Consider the following 17,097-nt stretch of genomic DNA (forward strand, 5'->3'; position numbering starts at 1 on the left):
GCAGAACATCCCAGGGATCAAGGCCGGGAGCAGTGACAGCCCGCTGGTCGAAAAAGCCACACTGGCGAAATTAACCGTCTACACCTTGTACCTGACTGATGAATCAGTTTTCAGCGCGTTAGGGCAACGGCTGCAGTGAAGCGTGAACATGGGTGAAGCCAGGCCTTAAACCATCAGGACGATGCCATCACTCCTTCAGTAGGGACACTGTCATGCACCTTCATCCAAGGCTTAGCACGCTCCTGTCGTGCACCTCCCTCTTGCTGCTCGCCAGTCCCGTCGTCGAGGCGGCTTGTACCCTGCTCCCCGGCACCGGTGATACCAGCCATACGTGCGCCAGTGGCGCCAGCGGTCCACTCACCGACACCCTGGGCAACAACTCCCTGACCTTTGCGGCCAACGGCTCCGGCGTGATCAATGGCAACGTCACGTTCGGCGCCGGAGCGGACCGGGTGTTGATGGATTCCGGCACCATTGCCGGCTCGCTGGACCAGGGCGATGGCAGCGACTCCCTGGAGATCAACGCCGGACAGATCACTGGCGCGGTCTACCAGGGCAACGGCATCGATGAGTTCAAAATGACCGGCGGGCAGATCCAGTCGCTGGCCCAGGGCGACGGTCGAGATCGTTTTCTGATGACCGCGGGCACCATCGTCGGGGCCTTCGAGGATGGCGATGTGGCGACGATGACCGGGGGCACCATCGGCCGCGTCGACATGAAACTCGATAACAACATTTTTGATATGTCGGGGGGGCGGATTATCGGCAACCTGGTCACCGCGTTTGGCCGGGATACGATCACCGTGTCAGCGGGCTCGATCGGTGGCAACATCAGCACCAGCGGCGGCGATGACATCATCAGCGTTTCCGGCGGGGTGATTGCCGGGCAGATCCGCGCCAGCGCTGGCAACGACCGCTTCACCTGGGGCAACGGCGGACAGATCAACTCCGCCATCCTCATGGGTGACGGCGACGACAGTGCCCTGTTGAGCAATCTCTCCGAGAACACACTCGCCTCCACCCCCTCCGTGGACGGTGGGCTGGGCACTGACCGCCTGAGCTTCGACAACAGCACCTCGGCAGGCGCCGCACGTTATGTCGGCTGGGAGTCAGTGAGCCTGGGCAACCGCTCGCACTTTACCCTGGCGGGGGATTTTTTCCTCGGAGACAGCGCCAGCGCCACGGGCGTATTTGCCATTGACGGCAGCAGTACCCTGGCCGTGACCCAAGGCGCTATCCGCCCCTACACCGCCGGCCAACGGACGACACTGAGCAACGCCGGAATCATCGACATGACCAACGGCAGCAGCAGTGCCAGCGATGCACTGACCGTCCATGGCAACTACGTTGGCAACAACGGGCAACTGTTGCTGCAAACCGTGCTGGGTACCGACAACTCTGCCAGTGACAAGCTGGTGGTGTCCCAAGGCACCCTCAGTGGTAACACCCAACTGGGCATCACCAACCTCGGTGGCCTGGGCGGTTTGACCCGCCAGAACGGGATCGCGGTGGTGCAGGCCCAGAACGGCGCCACCAGCAGCAGCGATGCCTTTGCCTTGAAGGGCTCGCTGTCTGCCGGTGCCTATCAGTACTACCTGTTCAAGGGCGGGGTCACCGCAGGCTCCGAGAACAACTGGTACCTGCGCTCATCGGTGGTGGCAGTGCCGCCGCCGACCGTTCCACCAGTAGTTGTCCCACCGGTGGTGCCACCGGCCCCGCCACCGATCGAGCAGCCTGCGCCCGAGGTTGACCCGGATGAGCCCGCCGTCGAACCGCCGACCGCGCGGCCAGTAGCCCCCGTCGAGCCGAACCCGGTGCCGCCGCCACAAACCCTGGCCCAGACCTCGCCGACACCGGCCATCAGCACGCCGCCGATCCCCACGGCCGTGGCCGGCGCCGATCCGATTCCCCTGTATCGCCTGGAAGTCCCGGTGTATTCCGTGGTCCTCCCCGCCGCTCAGTTGCTGACGATACAAGCCCTCGGCACCTTCCATGACCGTCAGGGCGAGCAAAGCCTGCTGAGCGAAACCGGCGCCGTCCCTGCTGGCTGGGGCCGTATGTATGGCAGTAATCTGCAAAAAAGCTGGTCCGGCACTGTGGCCCCGAGCTTTGACGGCTCGCTCCAGGGCTTTCAGATTGGCCATGACCTGTATGCCTCGCAGACCAGCGGCGGACAGTTGCAACGCTTCGGTTTTTTTGTCGGCCACAGTCATCTGCAAGGCGACGTCGATGGGTTTGCCGAAGGCTTCGAGGATCGACGCTCGGGACGGGTCAAGCTGGACGGCGATCAGGTAGGCGCCTACTGGACCCTGGTCGACCCCAGCGGCTGGTACCTCGATACCGTAGCGATGTGGTCGAGCCTGGACGGCGACAACCGCTCCGATCGCGGAGTCAAGATCGACACCGATGGCCATGCGCTGGCACTGTCCGTGGAGGCGGGATACCCGATTGCCGTCGCGCAAGACTGGGTGCTGGAGCCCCAGGTGCAGGTAATCAACCAGCAAATTGACCTGGACTCGCAGAACGACGGCATCTCCAATGTCGCATTCGACTCCCAGGACTACTGGACCGGCCGCCTCGGTGCCCGCCTCAAGGGGCGGTTCGTGGCACAGGACATCCCGCTCGAGCCCTATCTGCGGGCCAACCTGTGGAAAACTTTCGGCGGTTACGACACCGTCACCTATGACGACATCGATCGGATCAAGAGCGAGCATGAGTCTTCATCTGCGGATCTGGGCGTGGGCCTGGTGGCGAAGCTGTCTTCGAGTGTCAGCGTTTACATGGGGGCCGACTACAACACCCATCTGGACAGCAACGACCTGGACGGCGTCTCCGGCAATCTGGGCATGCGCATGAGCTGGTAGACGCCCCGCGCATAGTCACGGCCGCGCCAGGACATCCCGCCAGCCAGGCTTACGGGAATGCAAAAGTTTGCGCCTGTCCGACAAATTGTGTTCTTTGTGAACGCATTTGAACGCTAAGCTTGGCCTATGGATGATTCAGATTATTTACGCCTGCTGACCATCGCGGCCGAGCAGGCCAACGCGTTCCTCTCCAATGCCCGCAAATGGGAGCGTGAGCGTTGGGTGTGCCAGCGCCTGTTGCAGGGCTTGAACATTCCTTACCGCGCCGACGAGTTCAGCCCCGCCGGCGAGCCGCCCGACGTGCTGTTTCGCGAGGCCAATTTCGAAGTGTTCTTCGTTCTCGACGAAGGTCGGCGGCTCAATGACGAGTGGCGCGATGAACTGCAGCGCCGACGCAGCGCGTTCTCCTTGAGCCAGTTGGTGCGCCGCGAGGCCAAGCCCAAGCGGATTCCGGCCAACGAGTTTTTACTCAGGCTGGCGCCGACCCTGCGCAAAAAAGCGCACAACTACAAAGAACGTGGCATGGACCTGGGTGAACTGGACATCATCGCTTTCGCCAGCCTCAAGCGTGAAGTGCTGGACCTCAACAGCCATTTCCCACCCCCCACCGAATACCTGCGCCAGGGCTGGCGCTCGCTCTCACTGGTAGGCCCGACCTTCGCCCGCGTGCTCTTCGCCCATCCCGACGCGCCGGACTTCCTGCGCAGTAACCTGGGGCGCAGTATCGTCTTCGACGTCGGGATCAGCCTGTGAGCCCGTTGCAGGAGCTGATTGCCGCGGTACCCCAGCAAGGCCGCGTGCGTTGGCTGGGCGTGCGCCCGCAATCGCGCGGGCCGATGCTCGCGCTCGATGCCGTGGAAGCACGCCTGGAGGCCGGCCTGACGGGCGATCATGCGCGGCCCGGGGTGCGCAATGCGCGGCAGGTCACGCTGATCCAGTGGGAACACCTGGCCGTGATCAGTTCCTTGATGGAACGCCCTGCAGACCAGCCGATCCAACCCCAGGACTTGCGCCGCAATATTGTGGTCAGCGGGATCAATCTGTTCAGCCTCAAGGGCCGGCGCTTCCGAATTGGCCAGGCCATCTTCGAAACCACGGGCTGGTGCCAGCCCTGCGCCAGGCTCGAACAGAACCTCGGCCCAGGGACTTTCCAGGCCGTGCGCGGCCATGGCGGGATTACCGCGCGGGTGATACAAAGTGGCATCATTCGCCTGGATGACAGGCTGTGTGTCGAGCCCGTGCCAGTGAGCGGCTATGCTCCCTTCAATACTGGCGGCTGACTTGGCCGTGCGCTGTAGCTTCTACACCTTTAGCAACGTCTATCTACCTGACGAGGCCTTGATATGACCAGCCGCCTGAACCCGGACGACCAACAGCATGTCGAAGAGTACCTGCACCTGTCCCAGCACCAAGTCGAGCGCCGGCCTTTTCGGCCGTGGATGCTCCTGGTGATAGTCCTGGCGGTGACCATTGGCCTGGGCCTGCTGAGCCGTTTTATCAGTTACCTGACGCTATGAGCTGCGTGGCGCTCGCTCGGTTGACTGCACCGATTTCCTTTAGCCTTGCGAGATATCCCCATGACTCATCGTATTGTCATCGTTGGCGGCGGCGCCGGCGGTCTGGAGTTGGCTACCCGTCTGGGTAAGACTCTGGGCAAGCGTGGCACGGCCAGTGTGATGCTGGTCGACGCCAACCTGACCCACATCTGGAAACCGCTGCTGCATGAAGTGGCCGCCGGTTCGCTGAACTCTTCCGAAGACGAACTCAACTATGTCGCCCAGGCCAAATGGAACCACTTCGAGTTCCAACTGGGGCGCATGAGCGGGCTCGATCGCGCGCAGAAGAAAATCCAGCTGGCCGCTACCTACGACGAAGCCGGCCTGGAGCTGGTACCGGCTCGTGAAGTGTCCTACGACTCGTTGGTAATCTCGGTAGGCAGCACCACCAACGACTTCGGCACCCTGGGCGCGGCCCAGCACTGCCTGTTCCTCGACACCCGCAAACAGGCCGAGCGTTTCCACCAGCAACTGCTCAACCATTACCTGCGTGCCCATGCCGGACAGACCGATAAGGTCGAGCAAATCAGCGTGGCCATCGTCGGCGCTGGCGCCACCGGTGTCGAGTTGGCCGCCGAACTGCACAACGCGGCCCATGAACTGGCCGCCTACGGCCTGGACCGGATCAAGCCGGAAAACATGCACATCACCCTGATCGAGGCTGGCCCCCGAGTGCTGCCGGCCCTGCCGGACCGGATCGGCGGTCCTGTGCATAAAACCCTGGAGAAACTTGGGGTCAATGTCATGACCAACGCGGCGGTCAGCGAAGTGACGGCCGATAGCCTGATCACCGCCGATGGCAATGTAATCAAAGCCAGCCTGAAAGTCTGGGCGGCCGGGATCCGCGCACCGGGTTTCCTCAAGGATATCGACGGCCTGGAAACCAACCGCATCAACCAGCTGCAGGTATTGCCGACCCTGCAGACCACCCGCGACGAGAACATCTTCGCCTTCGGTGATTGCGCCGCCTGCCCGCAACCCGGGACTGATCGCAACGTGCCGCCGCGTGCCCAGGCTGCACACCAGCAGGCTTCGCTACTGGCCAAATCGTTGAAACTGCGGATCGAAGGCAAACCACTGCCCTCCTACAAGTACACCGATTACGGATCGTTGATCTCGCTGTCGCGGTTTTCGGCTGTGGGTAACTTGATGGGCAACCTGACGGGCAGCGTGATGCTGGAGGGCTGGCTGGCGCGGATGTTCTACGTGTCGCTGTACCGCATGCACCAAGTGGCGCTGTACGGGCCGTTCCGCACGGCGATGCTGATGCTGGGCAGCAAGATTGGACGCGGCACCGAGCCACGCCTGAAATTGCACTGAGAACTCGATGTAACTCTTGCTCGCGATGACGGCAGCACATTCAACATCGACTGTGACTGATACACCGCTTTCGCGGGCAAGCCCGCTCCCACATTAGAGGTCTGCGGCACGTCGGGATTTTGTGCAGGCAAAAAAAATCCCCGTATCTTTCGATACGAGGATTTTTAATATGGTCGGGGTAAGGGGATTCGAACTCCTGACATCCTGCTCCCAAAGCAGGCGCGCTACCGGACTGCGCTATACCCCGGTAAAAAAAAGGCGACCTTTACAAGTCGCCTTCTTCGATCAGCGCTTTTGGCCTCTGATCTTAAGATTCGATTCCAGCGTTAACTGGTTTCAAAAATGGTGGGTCGTGTGGGATTCGAACCTACGACCAATTGGTTAAAAGCCAACTGCTCTACCAACTGAGCTAACGACCCAAAAATGGTCGGGGTAAGGGGATTCGAACTCCTGACATCCTGCTCCCAAAGCAGGCGCGCTACCGGACTGCGCTATACCCCGGTTTGAAATTGGCTCCGTGACCAGGACTCGAACCTGGGACCCAATGATTAACAGTCATTTGCTCTACCGACTGAGCTATCACGGAACTACATATTTCAATCACAACATTTGAAGCTTTACTGCGTTCTCTTCGACCCGTTCGCATCGCTGCGTTCGTGTGTCTGAGGCGCGCTATTCTACAACCTTAAACACCTCTGTCAACCCCCTAAATTGCTTTCAAGACAATGATTTGCAACTTATTTCAGATTTCTACTTGGGGAGTGGAAACCCTTGGGGCGACTTACTGCGGGGCGCACTTTACAAGCCTTTTCCTTACAGTTCAACACCCTGTGAAAAAAAAGGCCCCGCAATGCGGGGCCTCTGCTCTTTTACGGCAATTACGCCTCAGTTGAACACGATTTCGTCGTTCACCACGGTGGCCGTTACGCTGGTGCCTGGCAGGAAGCTGCCCGACAGAATCAGTTGGGCCAGCGGGTTTTCGATCCAGCGCTGGATCGCTCGTTTGAGCGGCCGTGCGCCATAGACCGGGTCGTAACCCACCGCGATCAACTTATCCAACGCTTCGCTGCTCAGTTCCAGCTTCAGCTCACGCTCAGCCAGACGGCTGCGCAGGCGGCCCAACTGGATTTCAGTGATGCCGGCAATCTGATCACGGGCCAGAGGCTCGAAGATCACCACTTCGTCGATCCGGTTGATGAACTCCGGACGGAAGTGTGTCGACACCGCATCCATCACCGCGGCACGTTGCGCCTCACGATCACCCACCAGTTCCTGGATCTGTACCGAGCCCAGGTTGGACGTCATGACGATCACCGTATTACGGAAATCCACGGTGCGTCCGTGACTGTCGGTCAGGCGACCGTCTTCCAGCACTTGCAGCAATACGTTGAACACATCCGGGTGGGCCTTCTCGACCTCGTCCAGGAGGATCACCGAGTACGGCTTGCGACGTACCGCTTCGGTCAGGTAACCGCCCTCCTCGTAACCCACGTAGCCTGGTGGTGCCCCGATCAGCCGCGCCACGGAATGTTTCTCCATGAACTCGGACATGTCGATACGCACCATCGACTCTTCCGTATCAAACAGGAACTCGGCCAGCGCCTTGCACAGCTCGGTCTTGCCCACGCCAGTCGGGCCGAGGAACATGAACGAACCACTTGGGCGGTTAGGGTCGGACAACCCGGCGCGCGAACGCCGCACCGCGTTGGCCACAGCCACCACGGCTTCGTTCTGGCCGATCACACGTTGGTGCAACAGGCTTTCCATCTTCATCAGCTTGTCGCGCTCACCCTCGAGCATTTTCGACACCGGGATACCGGTCCATTTCGACACGACTTCGGCAATTTCTTCTTCAGTCACCTTGCTGCGCAGCAACTGGTTTTCGCTCTTGCCATGCTGGTCGACCATTTGCAGGCTGCGCTCCAGGTCCGGGATCACCCCGTACTGCAACTCGGCCATGCGATTCAGGTCACCTTTACGGCGGGCAGTTTCCAGTTCCTGGCGCGACTGCTCGATTTTCTGCTGGATCTGCGCAGAACCCTGCACTTCCGCTTTCTCCGAGGTCCAGATTTCCTCCAGGTCGGAATACTCGCGCTCCAACCGGACAATCTCTTCCTGGAGTTTTTCCAGGCGCTTGATCGCCGCTTCGTCATCTTCTTTCTTCAGGGCCTGGGATTCGACCTTGAGTTGAATCAGGCGCCGCTCCAGGCGATCCAGCACTTCGGGCTTGGAGTCGATTTCCATGCGAATGCGGCTGGCCGCTTCGTCGATCAGGTCGATGGCCTTGTCCGGCAACTGCCGGTCAGTGATATAGCGATGGCTCAGCTTGGCCGCCGCAATGATTGCACCGTCCGTGATCGCCACCTTGTGGTGAACCTCGTAGCGCTCTTTCAGGCCACGCAGGATAGCGATAGTGTCTTCCTCGCTTGGCTCATCCACCAGGACTTTCTGGAAGCGTCGCTCGAGGGCCGCGTCCTTCTCTATATATTGGCGGTACTCGTTGAGCGTGGTCGCGCCGACGCAGTGCAGCTCACCCCGGGCGAGGGCCGGCTTGAGCATGTTACCGGCATCCATCGAGCCTTCGCCTTTACCGGCGCCGACCATGGTGTGCAGTTCGTCGATGAACAGAATGATCTGCCCTTCCTGCTTCGACAGTTCGTTGAGCAGGCCTTTGAGGCGCTCTTCAAACTCGCCACGGTACTTGGCACCGGCAATCAGCGCGCCCATATCCAGCGACAGCAGGCGCTTGCCACGCAGGCCGTCTGGCACCTCACCATTGATGATGCGCTGGGCCAGGCCTTCGGCAATCGCGGTTTTACCCACACCCGGCTCACCGATCAGCACCGGGTTGTTTTTGGTCCGGCGCTGCAGGACCTGGATGGTCCGGCGAATTTCGTCATCACGACCGATCACCGGATCGAGCTTGCCGTCTTCGGCGCGCTTGGTCAGGTCGACCGTGTATTTATCCAGCGCCTGGCGCGATTCCTCGGCATTCGGATCGTTCACTGCTTCACCACCACGCAGGTTGGTGATCGCATTCTCCAGGGCTTTCTTGCTCACGCCCTGGCCGAGCAGCAACTTGCCGAGTTTGCTGTTCTCGTCCATGGCGGCGAGCAGCACCAGCTCGCTGGAGATGAACTGATCACCTTTTTGCTGGGCCAGGCGATCGGCCTGGTTGAGCAGGCGCGCGAGGTCCTGCGACATGTTCACGTCGCCAGTCGGATTCTGGATTTTTGGCAATTGGTCGAGCTCTTTGCTCAACGCGCTGCGCAGGCTGTTGACGTCGAAGCCCACTTGCATCAGCAGCGGCTTGATCGAGCCACCCTGCTGTTCAAGCAGTGCTTGCATCAGGTGCGCAGGTTCAATGCCCGGATGATCGAGGCCAACGGCCAGGGATTGGGCATCGGATAAGGCTAACTGCAATTTGCTGGTTAAACGGTCTATACGCATTGGTCACCTTCCTTTTGAGCAGGCCGGAGCGATGGACACACCTAAATAGAGAAACCTGCCAGATACCCCACTAGATGCGGTCGATTCTGGGAGTTTCAAGCGTCGGGCAGTTGATGCAGGTCAGGAGAGTCTAGCGTTCGAGCCAGATCAGGGAGGCAAACCGGCCGGTGCGTGGCGCACGGCGGTAGGAAAAGAAGCGTGGGTCGGTCACGGTACACCAGCCGCCACCGTACACGGCGTTGACGCCGCGGGCTTTGAGGCGCAAGCGCGCCAGCAGGTAGATGTCGGCCAGGTACTTGCCAGCATTATGACTGGGCACAAAAGCCTGATGTGTTTCTGCAAGTTGCGCGATGAACACTTCGCGAACTTCCGGACCCACTTCAAAGGCCCTCGGGCCAATGGCCGGACCGAGCCAGACCAGCACTTGCGCCGGATCCACGGCGAGGCTGTCGAGCGTCGCCTCCAGCACGCCTGCGGCTAATCCGCGCCAGCCGGCATGAGCTGCCGCAACACGGCTACCGGCACGATCACAGAACAACACAGGCAGGCAATCGGCCGTCATCACCGTGCAGGCGATGCCGGGCGTGGCCGTCCAGCTGGCGTCCGCGGTCGCGACCAGGGCCGGGTCAGCGTGAGCCACGGCAACACCGTGCACCTGCTGTAACCAGGCCGGTTGTATCGCAAAGTGATCCGTCAGGCGCCGGCGATTCTCGGCCACTGCTGCAGGGCTGTCATCAACATGATCGCCCAGGTTGAGGCTGTCGAACGGCGTCAGGCTGACGCCGCCCGCACGGGTGGTGACACAGGCTTTGACCCCGGCAGGCAGCGGCCAGTCAGGAATCAGCCAGTCACTCATCCGATGAACGCCTCACGGTCCTGCTTGAGCAGCGTCAGCAACCAGACGAAATCTTCTGGTAGTGGCGATTCCCAGCTCATGCGCTTGCCGGTGGTCGGATGATCCAGTTCCAGGAAACGCGCATGCAGCGCCTGACGCGGGAAGTGTTTCAGCGACTCGACCATGGTCACACTGGCTGCCGGCGGGATACGGAAGCGACCGCCGTAGGCAGGGTCTCCGACCAACGGGAAGTTGATGTGGGCCATGTGCACCCGAATCTGGTGGGTTCGACCGGTTTCCAGCTTGACCCGCACGTGGGTGTGGGAGCGGAAACGCTCGAGCACACGGTAGTGGCTGACCGCCTGCTTGCCGCCTTCCATTACCGCCATGCGCTGGCGCTGCTGGCCGTGACGACCGATCGGCGCGTTGATCTTGCCGCCGGCGGTGACCACACCAATCACGATGCACTCGTAGATCCGGCTGACACTGCGGCTCTGCAACTGTGTAACCAGTTGCGTCTGCGCCTGAATGGTCTTGGCCACCACCATCAAACCGGTGGTGTCCTTGTCCAGACGGTGCACGATACCGGCGCGCGGAACATTGATGATGTCCGGCACGTGGTGCAGCAAGGCGTTGAGCAACGTGCCGTCGGCGTGACCGGCGGCAGGATGCACCACCAGCCCGGCAGGCTTGTTGATCACCAGGATGTCGTCATCTTCATAGACGATGTCCAGGGCGATGTCTTGAGCGATCCATTCGCCCTGAGCTTCCTGCTCGGCGGTCAACTCAAGGATAGCGCCACCATGGACAATGTCTCGCGGGCGGATAACCGCCCCATCCACAGTCAGGCGGCCGTCTTTGATCCAGGCGGAAAGGCGCGAGCGCGAGTGCTCAGCGAATAATTGTGCGGCGACTTGATCGAGGCGTTGGCCGCCCAATTCGGACGGCACCTCTGCGCGAAGTTCAATTTTATCGGACATGCTCAGACTAGGCGTCGGCACAGCCTTTGGTTTCGGCTGCGCGCTTGTGGTTAAATACGGCGTCTTTTGCCCCGAGGCTATTCAACGGGGCACTCATCATAACAGGACGGCCCCGCCCAAGACAGCGGCCGTCATAGGGACGCAAGCCGCCATGCAAGTGAAACACCTGCTGCTGATCGCCATCCTCGCATTGACCGCTGCTTGCTCGTCGAAGGAAGTCGTAGACGAAAACCTCAGCGAAGTCGAGCTGTACCAGCAGGCTCAGACCGATCTGGACAACAACAGCTACACCGCGGCCACAGCGAAGCTGAAGGCCCTGGAGTCGCGTTATCCCTTCGGTCGCTATGCGGACCAGGCTCAACTCGAACTGATTTATGCGAACTACAAGAACGCCGAGCCCGAGGCTGCCAAGTCGGCTGCCGAGCGCTTCATCCGCCTGCACCCCCAGCACCCGAACGTCGACTACGCCTATTACCTCAAGGGCCTGACCTCGTTTGACCAGGATGTTGGCCTGCTGGCGCGCTTCCTGCCGCTGGACATGACCAAGCGTGACCCAGGTGCAGCCCGCGACTCGTACAACGAATTCGCCCAGCTCACCAGCCGCTACCCCAACAGCCGCTACGCGCCGGACGCCAAGCAGCGCATGATCTACCTGCGCAACCTGCTGGCCTCCTACGAAATCCACGTTGCCGACTACTACCTGACCCGTCAGGCCTATGTCGCAGCGGCCAACCGCGGTCGCTACGTGGTGGAAAACTTCCAGGAAACACCGTCGGTCGGTGATGGCTTGGCCGTGATGGTCGAAGCCTACCAGCGCCTGCACCTGGACGAGTTGGCCAATACCAGCCTGGAAACCCTGAAGCTGAACTACCCGAATCACTCAAGCCTGGTGGACGGTCAGTTCGTGCCACGGGTTGCCGAAGCCGACAACCGTTCGTGGGCCAGCAAGGCCACCTTGGGCCTGATCGAGTCCCGTCCGCCGCTGCCGCCGGGTGAAACCCGCGCCAACCAGGACATCATGAAGCAGTATCAGGATGCCAAGGACTCCATCCCCGCCGAGCTCAAGCCACAAGACGGCGATGCTGTCGAAGAAGAGCAACACGAAGCGGAAGGCAGCAACGACGACCGCTCCTGGTTCAGCTACATGACCTTCGGCGTGTTCGACTGATACCCGCCAGATACACAAAAGGAGACTTTCGAGTCTCCTTTTTTATTTCCGGATTTTATAGCGCTGTGCGCTGGATGAGACCTTGGCTAAACTGCCCAATCATCCTCCCAAAAAGCCGCTGACCATGCTTCGTTTACTGTTCTGGATTGCCCTGATTGCTGCTGCGGTATGGTTCTGGCGCAAGTTCAAGCGCCCCGCCGACGCCTCCCGCCCGACACCCAGCGAGCAAAATGCCCCACCCATGGTCCGTTGCGCCCACTGCGGTGTTCACCTGCCACGCGACCGCGCCCTGAGCCTGCAGCAACAGTGGTATTGCAGCCAGGGCCACCTTGAGCAAGGCCCAAGCTCGCGGGATCGTTGAGGCATTACCTGCCGCTACTCAAGTAGCGGCGACAAACGTTAGCCCACGGACGGACACGACGTTGAAGACTTCCCAGCATATTCCGGCTCCCCCCTGCCGGCTCCGGCGCCTGCTGGGTGATTCGCTGCCCATCCGTAGCCTGCGCCAGCAGATCGACAAACTGGCCCAAAGCCAGGCTGCGGTGTACATCAGCGGCGAATCAGGTAGTGGCAAAGAGCTGGTTGCCCGGCTGATTCACGATCAAGGCCCACGCGCCAGCCAGCCTTTCATCCCCGTCAACTGCGGGGCCATCCCGACGGACCTGATGGAAAGCGAATTTTTCGGTCACCGCAAAGGCAGCTTCAGCGGCGCCATCGAAGACAAACCCGGGTTATTCCAGGCAGCGAATGCAGGGACCCTGTTCCTTGATGAAGTCGCGGACCTGCCCCTGGGCATGCAGGTCAAACTGCTCAGGGCCATCCAGGAAAAGGCCGTGCGCAGCATCGGTCAGTTGCACGAAAGCCTGATTGATACGCGAATACTCTGTGCCACGCACAAGAACCTGGACGCAGAAGTCAGCGCCGGACGTTTTCGTCAGGACCTGTACTATCGGCTGAACGTGATCGAGCTGCGCGTGCCGCCGTTACGCGAGTGCCGCGGTGACATAGAGCTGCTGGCCACCCAGATGCTCAAACGCCTGGCCGCCGACACGGGCGCGCCCCTCGCACACCTGCTGCCGCAAGCCCTGGAGGCCCTCAAGGGCTATGGTTTTCCGGGTAACGTCCGCGAACTGGAAAACATGCTCGAACGCGCCCACACACTGTGTGAAAACCAGCAGATAGGAACCACTGACTTGCGGCTGATCCAAGCCGATGGCAGCGCTAGTGCCAGTGAGGACGTCCCTCTCTGCGACCTGAAGCAGGTCGACAACCTCCAGCATTACCTGGAGGAGATCGAGCGCCGGGTGATTCTCCAGGCCCTGGAGCAAACCCGCTGGAACCGCACCGCAGCCGCCCAGCGCTTGAGCCTGTCGTTTCGCTCCCTGCGTTACCGGTTGAAAAAGCTCGGCCTGGAGTGAAGCGCGGCCTCAGATTCGGCCGGCCGGCGCATAGGGGGCCGGATCGATCACTGGCTCGCGTCCCAGCAACACATCGGCGAACAGCTGGCAGGAAGCGGGCGCGAGTACCAGGCCATTGCGGTAATGCCCACAGTTGAGCCACAACCCGCCAACCCCCGGCACCGCACCAATATAGGGAACACCCTCTGGTGAACCGGGACGCAGCCCCGCCCAATGCCCAACCACTTCGGCCCGTGCGAGCGCTGGAATCAACTCCACTGCCGAAGCCTTGAGGCTTTCCAGCGCAGTCTCGGTCGGCGTCTTGTCGAACCCTTCGTGCTCCAGGGTGCTGCCGATCAGAATGTGGCCGTCGCGACGTGGAATGGCGTAACGGCCCTTGGCCAGAACCATGCTCGAGAGAAAGTCCGCTTCACACTTGTAGAGAATCATCTGGCCTTTCACCGGTTCCACCGGCAAAACCAGGCCCAGGGTCTTGAGCAGATCGCCACTCCAGGCACCTGCGGTCAGCACCACCTGATCACCCAGGATCGGGCCGCTGGAACTCTCGACTCCCAGCACTCGCTCACCCTGGCGAATGAAGCCGCTGACCTCGCACTGTTCGTGAACGGTCACGTTGGGCAGCGCCAGCAATGCCGCCTTGAGTGATTTGACCAGGCGCGGGTTACGCACGTTGGCCACATCTGCCATGTAGATCGCCCGAGAAAAACCTGACCCCAACACGGACACGTGGTCGTGAGCGGCCGAGATATCCACAGCACTGAGCGGGCGATTCTCCCGCTGCGCCCAGGCCAGCGCCTCGGCTTCGTCCTCCAGGTCCAGCCAGTACAAGCCCGTGGTATGAACCTCAGGGTCGACCCCGGTGGCGGCGAACAAGCGCTCGGCCAACTGTGGATAAAAGTCCTGGGACCAATGAGCCAAGGCCGTGACTGCCGGACTGTAGCGCCATGGATACAGCGGCGAAACGATACCGCCGCCCGCCCAGGAAGATTCCTGGCCAAGACTGGAACGATCCAGCAGGATCACCCGCTCTACATGGGGCGCCAGATTAAACGCCGTCAGCAGGCCGATCACTCCGCCGCCGACAATCACCACTTGCTCTTGCTTGGCCATCATCTGATCCAACAGTAAAAAAGACAGGGGGTGCAAGCCGCACCCCGAAAAAGCGCCTCAGCGGCCCCAGCAATCTTTGCTGGTCAGCTCGGCTGCCGCATTGTTCATGCCCATCACACCGGTGTTGCTCAGCGTGAGATCGCCACATTTGTCGCTGGCCATGCTGGCGTCAGACTTACGCACGGCCGTCAGCAGGAAGCTTTGATCCGCCAGGGTCGGGACGATGCTGTAGTACTCGTTACCGGCACTCAGTCCCGTGGCATTGCTGTAGACATTGTTTTGGGAGTGGAACCGCTCAAGCAACTGCGCCTGCTCTGACAGCAGCCCTGCGATCTCGCTACGGTGGGTCTTTTTCACGTACTCGGTGAGCAGCGGAGCGGATATGGTCACCACAATGCCGATGATCGCGATCACAATCATGATTTCGATCAGGGTAAAGCCTTGGTTGAATCTACGCATTGCCTCAAGTCTCACTTACTGTATTTGTCGCCAAATGATTCGACGGCTGCCGCCATCGCTGTTTTCAACCGCGCAGGACCTGCCGTCGCCGAGGGTCTCCCCAGCCAAGCAGGTGCCGAGCATCTTACCGCCGATCGCAGCGGCTTCGCTCTCGAACTTGGCATAAATACTCTCCACCACCGTACGTGAATGGCCACCCAGCCCCACTGCGCTGACCCGATACAGCGTGGCCCTGGTATCCACCGGAACCCGCACCGCCCCCGTGATACTGCCTAGGCTCTGCACCCCATAAACGCCATTGGCGGCGGCGATCCAGGTCACCCCGGACGTGGCGTTGAACCCGGCCGAGGTGACTACCGAGGATTCGGCCGGCGGCCCGCAGCGTATCCCCCCAGCGCACTCCGGCAATAAGTAGCTGCTACGCTGCACGGCACTCTCGCCAATCCGCAGGGCCGCCTCCGCCCCCTGGAATGACTGATTGCGCGCGACCAGGCTTGCCGCCAGTTTTTCCTGGAGTGTGGCGTTCTGCATCGCCGCAACCCCGATCAGCGTCAACAGCGAGAGGAATACCAGGCTCAGCAACAGCGCCATGCCCGACTGGGCTCTTGTCTTGAGAGACGTCATCAGCGCCTCCTAAGGCAAGCGGTTACGCAAGCTGGCCACGACATTGAAGGTTTGATCGCGCACGCGCTGGCCGGGATCTGCCAGAGTCAGGGTCAAGCGTACGCTGCGGATCCGCGCCGGGTCGCCGGGGTTGGGGCTGTAACTGGAAACTGCTGTACCGCTGGCACTGTCGGCCAGACCGAAACTCACGGCAAAGGCCTTGACGTTGCTGACCAGGGCCTGCGTGCTGTCACCTGCCGTCAGCAGGATTTCGTCATCACGCAGGCGGTAATCCAGGCGGCGAATCGCTAAGGCAATTTCTCCCGCTGCCGGGCTCTGTCGCTTGCTGTAGGCAGTGGCCCGGGTGCGACAGTCCGACACTACCGTCCAGGTCGGCACGCCGCCATTGCCGCCAACGTCCGCGGTGACCAGGCTGAGCTTTTTCAAGGTGTTGTCCCATTTGATCGGTGCGTTGCGGCCAGCACTGAAATCCCCGCTTTCACTGGCATCGGTGATGTTTTGCAGGCAACCGAACACACCGACCATGCGAATCTCCTGCAGCAACTTGCTCAAGACAAAACGCGCATCTTCCTGCATGCCGGCCGCTGCGTTCTGCGCGCGGTAGGTGTTGTTCGCCGCCATGAAGATCTGCGTCACACCCAGCACTACCGCCAGGCTGATGGCTAACGCCAGTAGCAGCTCGATCAGGCTGAACCCCCGGCACCTGCAGCTCATGGCGCCCCCAGCGGTTCGACCGCGACACGACTGCTCAAGACCAGGCTACGCCGGGTATCCGCAATACCGGCGGCGCGTGCGCCATCCCAGGTAATGGTGATGCTGTACAGCCCTTGGGCGTGGCTGATACTGCCGCGGGCGCTAGAGCCACCGAACTCGCGGATATAGCTGTGGAAATCCGCCAGGTCTTGATTCCGCGCCGACACCACAGGGCCCGATATCGGCGCAGGGAGACTGTAGTCAGCCGCCACATTGGCGCGAATCCGGTCCAGCATGTCGTAGGCAATAAAACTCGCCTGGCTGCTCATCAGCGAGCTGTCGGTGTATTTCAAGGCATTGAGCTGAACCGCCGCCGCCCCTAGCAACCCTGCAGTCAGAATCAGCAAGGCCACCATCACTTCAATCAAAGTCACACCGCCCTGTGCACCCGCTACCGTCATCCGCACGGTTCCTACCTCCCTGTGATCGATCCTGATCACCAGGAAGGTTAGCGCCGGCTGCGCGTCGCTGCTCGCCGCCGGAACAAGGCGCAATACATTCGCGACTGCGCCAGTGCGGCCCTACGCAGCGAAACCTTTTGCACAATGATTGGCCGCCGC

General features: G+C 61.0%; 14 protein-coding genes, 4 tRNA genes and 2 pseudogenes. 8 read left to right on the plus strand and 12 right to left on the minus strand.

The annotated features are described in order from the left end of the window. Nucleotides 1–212: 212 nt before the first annotated feature. The 5 genes from ACM6IP_RS12845 to ACM6IP_RS12865 all read left to right on the plus strand — a co-directional run bounded on the left by ACM6IP_RS12845 (nt 213) and on the right by ACM6IP_RS12865 (nt 5,740). Complete coding sequence (locus ACM6IP_RS12845) at nt 213–2,864, plus strand: autotransporter outer membrane beta-barrel domain-containing protein (RefSeq protein WP_414861622.1); 2,652 nt, start codon at nt 213–215, stop codon at nt 2,862–2,864. A gap of 126 nt (nt 2,865–2,990) precedes the next feature. Further along, complete coding sequence (locus ACM6IP_RS12850; protein ID WP_095166529.1) at nt 2,991–3,617, plus strand: DUF1780 domain-containing protein; 627 nt, start codon at nt 2,991–2,993, stop codon at nt 3,615–3,617. Continuing rightward, the gene (locus ACM6IP_RS12855; RefSeq protein WP_095166527.1) at nt 3,614–4,144 is read left to right on the plus strand and encodes an MOSC domain-containing protein; all 531 of its coding nucleotides are present in this window, start codon (nt 3,614–3,616) and stop codon (nt 4,142–4,144) included. Before ACM6IP_RS12850 ends, ACM6IP_RS12855 begins: the two co-directional genes overlap by 4 nt. Before the next feature lie 63 nt (nt 4,145–4,207). Then, on the plus strand, nt 4,208–4,381 hold the full coding sequence (locus tag ACM6IP_RS12860) for a DUF3094 domain-containing protein (RefSeq protein ID WP_095166525.1): 174 nt from the start codon (nt 4,208–4,210) through the stop codon (nt 4,379–4,381). Nucleotides 4,382–4,441: 60 nt separating this feature from the next. Next, the gene (locus ACM6IP_RS12865) at nt 4,442–5,740 is read left to right on the plus strand and encodes an NAD(P)/FAD-dependent oxidoreductase (RefSeq protein WP_095166523.1); all 1,299 of its coding nucleotides are present in this window, start codon (nt 4,442–4,444) and stop codon (nt 5,738–5,740) included. Nucleotides 5,741–5,910: 170 nt separating this feature from the next. On the opposite strand, the gene ACM6IP_RS12870 is transcribed toward ACM6IP_RS12865, so the two are convergent. The 7 genes from ACM6IP_RS12870 to rluD all read right to left on the minus strand — a co-directional run bounded on the left by ACM6IP_RS12870 (nt 5,911) and on the right by rluD (nt 11,005). Then, nucleotides 5,911–5,987, minus strand: a tRNA-Pro gene (locus ACM6IP_RS12870). Between the two features lie 96 nt (nt 5,988–6,083). After that, nucleotides 6,084–6,159, minus strand: a tRNA-Lys gene (locus ACM6IP_RS12875). A 5-nt stretch (nt 6,160–6,164) separates the two neighbouring features. Further along, nucleotides 6,165–6,241: transfer RNA gene (locus ACM6IP_RS12880), tRNA-Pro, on the minus strand. A 9-nt stretch (nt 6,242–6,250) separates the two neighbouring features. After that, nucleotides 6,251–6,326 (minus strand) — tRNA-Asn (locus tag ACM6IP_RS12885). 299 nt (nt 6,327–6,625) lie between these two features. Continuing rightward, nucleotides 6,626–9,190 carry an ATP-dependent chaperone ClpB gene (gene clpB / locus ACM6IP_RS12890; RefSeq protein ID WP_320333040.1) on the minus strand — a complete coding sequence of 855 codons (2,565 nt, stop codon included), beginning with the start codon at nt 9,188–9,190 and terminating at the stop codon, nt 6,626–6,628. Between the two features lie 130 nt (nt 9,191–9,320). After that, nucleotides 9,321–10,046, minus strand: a complete 726-nt coding sequence (gene pgeF, locus ACM6IP_RS12895) for a peptidoglycan editing factor PgeF (RefSeq protein WP_095166519.1) — start codon at nt 10,044–10,046, stop codon at nt 9,321–9,323. Next, entirely contained in the window at nt 10,043–11,005 is a 963-nt protein-coding gene (gene rluD, locus ACM6IP_RS12900; RefSeq protein ID WP_095166517.1) for a 23S rRNA pseudouridine(1911/1915/1917) synthase RluD, read from the minus strand. Before rluD ends, pgeF begins: the two co-directional genes overlap by 4 nt. Before the next feature lie 151 nt (nt 11,006–11,156). Between rluD and ACM6IP_RS12905 the strand changes: the two genes are divergently transcribed. The 3 genes and pseudogenes from ACM6IP_RS12905 to ACM6IP_RS12915 all read left to right on the plus strand — a co-directional run. Next, nucleotides 11,157–12,173, plus strand: a complete 1,017-nt coding sequence (locus ACM6IP_RS12905) for an outer membrane protein assembly factor BamD (protein ID WP_095166515.1) — start codon at nt 11,157–11,159, stop codon at nt 12,171–12,173. A gap of 124 nt (nt 12,174–12,297) precedes the next feature. Beyond that, a complete protein-coding gene (locus tag ACM6IP_RS12910) occupies nt 12,298–12,534 on the plus strand; it encodes a PP0621 family protein (RefSeq protein WP_095166631.1) in 237 nt (78 codons plus the stop codon). 103 nt (nt 12,535–12,637) lie between these two features. Then, nucleotides 12,638–13,591 (plus strand): annotated as a pseudogene (locus tag ACM6IP_RS12915) (sigma-54 interaction domain-containing protein); the annotation flags it as partial. A gap of 9 nt (nt 13,592–13,600) precedes the next feature. Here the strand turns inward: ACM6IP_RS12915 and thiO are convergent. From thiO to pilV, 5 genes and pseudogenes are all read right to left on the minus strand, one after another. Further along, nucleotides 13,601–14,701: a glycine oxidase ThiO gene (gene thiO / locus ACM6IP_RS12920; protein ID WP_095166514.1), complete on the minus strand. Its 1,101-nt coding sequence runs from the start codon at nt 14,699–14,701 to the stop codon at nt 13,601–13,603. A 57-nt stretch (nt 14,702–14,758) separates the two neighbouring features. Continuing rightward, entirely contained in the window at nt 14,759–15,160 is a 402-nt protein-coding gene (locus tag ACM6IP_RS12925; protein ID WP_095166512.1) for a type IV pilin protein, read from the minus strand. Nucleotides 15,161–15,313: 153 nt separating this feature from the next. Then, nucleotides 15,314–15,784 (minus strand): annotated as a pseudogene (locus ACM6IP_RS12930) (PilX N-terminal domain-containing pilus assembly protein); the annotation flags it as partial. Nucleotides 15,785–15,793: 9 nt separating this feature from the next. Beyond that, nucleotides 15,794–16,498 carry a PilW family protein gene (locus tag ACM6IP_RS12935; protein ID WP_401127260.1) on the minus strand — a complete coding sequence of 235 codons (705 nt, stop codon included), beginning with the start codon at nt 16,496–16,498 and terminating at the stop codon, nt 15,794–15,796. Further along, nucleotides 16,495–16,944, minus strand: coding sequence for a type IV pilus modification protein PilV (gene pilV, locus ACM6IP_RS12940; RefSeq protein ID WP_414861623.1), 450 nt, complete (start codon nt 16,942–16,944; stop codon nt 16,495–16,497). The genes ACM6IP_RS12935 and pilV overlap by 4 nt, the downstream gene beginning before the upstream one ends. Between the last annotated feature and the right edge of the window lie 153 nt (nt 16,945–17,097).

This window comes from Pseudomonas sp. IT-P176 (assembly GCF_949767245.1).
Classification (GTDB): domain Bacteria; phylum Pseudomonadota; class Gammaproteobacteria; order Pseudomonadales; family Pseudomonadaceae; genus Aquipseudomonas.